The sequence below is a fragment of the Actinoplanes sp. NPDC051633 genome (assembly GCF_040681735.1).
GTDB lineage: Bacteria > Actinomycetota > Actinomycetes > Mycobacteriales > Micromonosporaceae > Actinoplanes.
The window spans coordinates 1-4,614 of record NZ_JBFAZH010000641.1 but is presented as its reverse complement, the minus strand read 5'-3'; the positions used below and the strand labels follow the sequence as shown (position 1 = coordinate 4,614).

Genomic DNA, 4,614 nt, shown 5'->3' with positions numbered 1-4,614 from the left:
CCCGACGAACAGGTCACCTCGACGCCGACGTCGATGGTGTCGCCGGCCGGTGAGATGCCGGTGATCTCCAGGCGGGACACCGTCACCTTCCGCGGGGCCAGCTCGACCGCTTCGCCGTCGCGTACCCGTTTGTAGGACCGGACGCCCTTGATCTTGATCGCGCTGACCGCACTGGGGACCTGGAAGATCTCGCCGGTCTGCGCGACCAGCCCGGCGCGGATCGCCTCCTCGGTGACGGCGGTGGCCGGGACCCGGGCGGTCACCTCGCCCTCTGCGTCGTCGGTAATCGTGCTCTCGCCCAGCCGGATCGTCGCGGTGTAGCTCTTCTCGGCCCCGATCACGTACGTCAGCAGCCGTGTCGCCCGGTTGACACCGATGATCAGCACCCCGGTGGCCATCGGGTCGAGCGTCCCGCCGTGACCGACCCGGCGGGTCTTCGCCAGGCGCCGCACCCGAGCCACCACGTCGTGCGAGGTCATCCCGCCCGGCTTGTCCACCACGATGAGTCCGTCCGCTGTCACACACCCAACAGTAGGTGGGCTGTTTTGGCATACCGGCGGCGGCCACACCCTGCTTTCATCGCCCGATGGACATGTATCGCTCCGCATCCGCCGGTGCGCTGGCGATCCTGGTGACGCTGATCGGCGCCGCACCCGCGGCCGCCGACTCGGTGCACCCGGGCACCTTCACCGGCGAGGGTTTCGACGCATGCACGGCGCCGTCGAGCGCCACGATGAACGCCTGGCTCGCATCGCCATACCGTTCGGTCGGCGTCTACTTCGGCGGGAGCAACCGTGCCTGCCTCCAGCCCAACCTGACCGCCGCCTGGGTGACGCAGCAGACCGCGGCCGGCTGGCACCTGATCCCGCTCTATGTCGGCAAGCAGGCCTCCTGCACCAACTCGAACAAGCCCGACCGGATCAACAACGCCCAGGCCGCGGCGGACGGCCGGGCCAACGCCCAGGACGCGGTGGTGCAGGCCCGGGCGATCGGCCTGGCCCGCGACAGTGTCCTGGTCTTCGACATGGAGGCCTACGACACCGACGACCCCGCCTGCCGCGCCGGGGTGGTTACCTTCATGAGCGCCTGGACCGCACGGCTGCACGACTACGGCTACCTGTCCGGCTTCTACAGCAGCATGGGCTCCGGCATGGCCGACATGATCGCCAACTACAACACCCCGGGCTTCGTGCGCCCGGACTATGTCGACTTCGCGAAGTGGGACGGGATCTCCACCGTCTCCGACCCGGCGATCCCGGCGTCGTACTGGTCGCCGAAGCGCCGGATCAAGCAGTACGTCGGCGACCACAACGAGACGCACGGCGGCGTCACCATCAACATCGACAACGACGTGCTCGACGTGACGCCGCTGCCGGCGACCAGGTTCGGCGACTTCACCGGCAACGGCTGGTCCGATCTGCTCGCCCGCACCGGCGGCGCCATCACCATCCACGCCGGCAACGGCACCACGCTGCAGAGCCCGGCCACCTTCGGCAGCGGGTGGGGCGGCATGAACGCCCTGCTGCGTATCGGGGACTGGAATGCCGACGGGCGCGAGGACGTGGTCGCGCGGGAGGCGTCGACGGGGAACGTCTTCTTCTACCCGGGCACGGGCGCCGGCCTGGGCACCCGCAAGCAGATCCTGACCGCCGTGGCCCGCCTGCGCGAGCTCACCCCGATCGGCGACCTGACCGGCAACACCTATCCCGATCTGCTCGCCGTGGACACGGCCGACAACGGCCTGTACCTCTACCCGGGCCGCGCGGGCGTCACCTTCGGCGCGCGCGTGAAGGTGGGCGGCACGGGCTGGAACACGATGAGCGAACTGGCCGGGGTCGGCGACTTCGACCGCGACGGCTTCCCGGACCTGGTGGCCCGGGTGACGTCGAGCGGCCTGCTGTACTTCTACGCGGGCCGGGCCGGCAACACCTTCGCGGCGCGACGCCAGCTGGGCGGCAGCTGGGGCGGCATGCGCAACGTGACCGGCGTGGGCGACGCCGACCGCGACGGCTTCACCGACGTGATGGCGGTCAACGCGACGGGCACGGTGTACCGCTGGTCGGGCAACGGCACAGGTCTGCGCCCGGGCGTCCGGGTGGCGACCGGATTCGGCAGCCGCAACCCGGCCTTCTGAGGACGGTGTGGGCGTCACCACCGCCGCGTTCAGCGGGTGGCGCCCACCACCGCCCAGCGGGCCGAACGCCAGCGCTGGACCATGCCCACGAAGCGGACCAGCGTGAAGAGGCCGAGCCCCGCCCAGACACCGCCCAGACCAAGATCCAGCGCGTACGCCAGCCAAATCGCCGGCAGGAAGCCCGCCAGCGCGGCGACGATCGTGATGTTGCGCATGAACGCCACGTCCCCGGCACCGATCAGCACGCCGTCCAGGGCGTAGACGACACCCGCGAACGGAAGCAGGCCGACGAACCACGGCCAGACGATCGCCGCCTGATCGCGGACCGCCTGGTCGCCGGTGAACAGCGACGGGATCACGCCGGCACCCGCGGCCGCCAGCACGGCGAAGCCCACGCCTGCGACGCCGCCGGCCAGGGTCACCCGGCGGGCGACCACCCGGGCGACATCCGCGTCCGAGGCGCCGAGCGCGGCTCCCACCAGCGACTGCGCCGCGATGGCCACCGCGTCGAGAGCCAGCGCCGCGAAGAACCACAACTGCAGCGCGATCTGGTGCGCGCCGACCGCCGCCACGCCGAAACGGGCCGCCACGGCGGTCGCGGACAACCAGCAGACCTGGAAGGCGCCGCCGCGGATCAGCAGGTCGCGGCCGAGCACGAGCTGGTTCACGATCAGCGTCGGCACCGGCCGCAGCGACGGGCTCTCGCGCACCACCGCGGCCAGGAAGAGCCCGCCCGCGACGGTCTGCGCGGTGACGTTGGCGATCGCCGAGCCGGTCAGCCCGAGGCCGCCGGGATAGACCAGCAGAGGGCAGAGGATCGCGGAGAGCACGTTCGCGCCGAGGATGTACCACAGCGGCCGGCGGGTGTCCTGCACGCCGCGCATCCAGCCGTTCCCGGCCGCGGCGAGCAGCAGACCGGGGGCGCCCAGCACGGCGATGCGCAGCCAGCCCGCCGCCGCGTCGGCGGCGGCCGGATCACTGGCCAGGGCTCGGGCGAGCGGCCCGGCGACCATCTGCACGACCACCACGAGCAGCGCACCGGTGGCGAGCGCGAGCCAGGAGGCCTGCACGCCCTCGGCCACCGCGGCGGATCGGTCACCGGCGCCGAAGCGACGGGCGGCCCGGCCGGTCGTGCCGTAGGCCATCAGGGTGCCGAACCAGACCGCGACGGACATCACCGTGCCACCGACCGCGACGGCGGCCAGCGGGACTCGCCCGAGGTGGCCGACGACGGCGGTGTCGACCAGAACGTAGAGCGGCTCAGCGGCCAGGACGACCAACGCCGGCAGCGCGAGCTGCGCGATCCGCCGGGCGGAGGCGTTGGTCTGCTCGGCAGGCGGGCTCATGAAAACTCATGATGCCCGCCGAGCGGTAAGGAGGCAAACAGCGAGCAGTGCTTACTGGCGCGTGTCCATCGAAGTCTGCAGGGCGCGGCGCGCAGCCTCACGGGCCTCATCGGACTGCGGGGGCTTCGGCTTGGCAGCCATGATCGTGGTCCTTCCACGGCGGGTGGGCGCAGACGATGCGCCCCAGACAGGTCGAGCTCGTGTCGCGGAGACCTGCCCGGGATCGCCGGGCGTCTGGCGAGCGACGCGGCCCGGGCCTGGTGGACCCGGGTGGCTCATGGCTCCGCGGCGAGCGGTGGTCACGACCGCGGCGAAACCAAATGACCGTTAACCCAAACTAGCGTTAAGTCTCGCCCTGTGCCGTCCAGATCCCGCACTACGGGACGGTAGGGAGGGCTAAGTCAGATGCTGGTCAAGCCGCTCCCGGACGGCGAGGACCACCTCGCCGGGGGCGCCGTGCCCGGTGAAGCCGGCCGCGAGCCGGTGCCCGCCGCCGCCCAGCGCGACCGCCACGGCGCTCACGTCCACCGCGCCCTTGCTGCGCAGCGACACCGCCCAGGTCCGCTCGCCGGTCTGTTTGACCAGCACGGCGACGTCCGCCTCGGCGACCGTGCGGACCGGGTCGATCAGGGCGTCCATCACGTACGGCCGCTGGCCGTGCCGCTGCAGGTCGTCCTGCGTCACATAGGTCCAGACCATGCCGTGGCCGGCCGCCGCGGTCGGATCGAGCGCGGCCCGCGCGAGCACGTCGGCGAAGAGCTTGACCGCGCCGAAGGGCCGGGTGTCGAAGGTGCGCCGGGAGATCTCGCCGGGCTGCAGACCGGTGGCCAGCAGCCGGGCCGCCAGCTCGTGCACCCCCGGCGTGGTGAGGTCGAACTTGAACGAGCCGGTGTCGGTGGCCAGCGCCACGTAGAGGCACTCGGCGATCTCCGCGTCCAGCGGCACGCCGAGCCGCGCCAGCAGGGCCTCGGCCACCACCGAGGTAGCCGCGGCGCCCGGGTCGACGAGGTTGACCCCGCCGAAACCGGCGTTGGACGCGTATCATCAATCTCAATATTGATTTTATGCTCATTTGAGCGTTTTATCCGTTCAGTTAATCTAGTGATATATAACTTGTTGTCATTACTCAAGTTC

Annotated in this window: 3 protein-coding genes and 1 pseudogene; 1 reads left to right on the top strand and 3 read right to left on the bottom strand. The window is 71.2% G+C overall.

The genetic code is table 11. The annotated features are described in order from the left end of the window. Positions 1 to 479, bottom strand: a 479-nt coding sequence (gene truB, locus AB0M20_RS28605; RefSeq protein ID WP_364303408.1) for a tRNA pseudouridine(55) synthase TruB, incomplete at its 3' end; no start/stop codon positions are given. Positions 480 to 586: 107 nt separating this feature from the next. Here truB and AB0M20_RS28600 point away from each other — a divergent pair. Further along, on the top strand, positions 587 to 2,134 hold the full coding sequence (locus AB0M20_RS28600; protein ID WP_364303406.1) for a glycoside hydrolase domain-containing protein: 1,548 nt from the start codon (positions 587 to 589) through the stop codon (positions 2,132 to 2,134). A 29-nt stretch (positions 2,135 to 2,163) separates the two neighbouring features. On the opposite strand, the gene AB0M20_RS28595 is transcribed toward AB0M20_RS28600, so the two are convergent. Further along, entirely contained in the window at positions 2,164 to 3,480 is a 1,317-nt protein-coding gene (locus tag AB0M20_RS28595) for an MATE family efflux transporter (protein WP_364303404.1), read from the bottom strand. Between the two features lie 396 nt (positions 3,481 to 3,876). Continuing rightward, positions 3,877 to 4,614 (bottom strand): annotated as a pseudogene (locus AB0M20_RS28590) (DHHA1 domain-containing protein); the annotation flags it as partial.

What these genes read in the sequence shown, in the direction of transcription:
- AB0M20_RS28600 (WP_364303406.1), top strand. Translation starts at nt 587, where the DNA reads ATGGACATGTATCGCTCCGCATCCGCCGGTGCGCTGGCGATCCTGGTG.
- AB0M20_RS28595 (WP_364303404.1), bottom strand. Translation starts at nt 3,480, where the DNA reads ATGAGCCCGCCTGCCGAGCAGACCAACGCCTCCGCCCGGCGGATCGCG.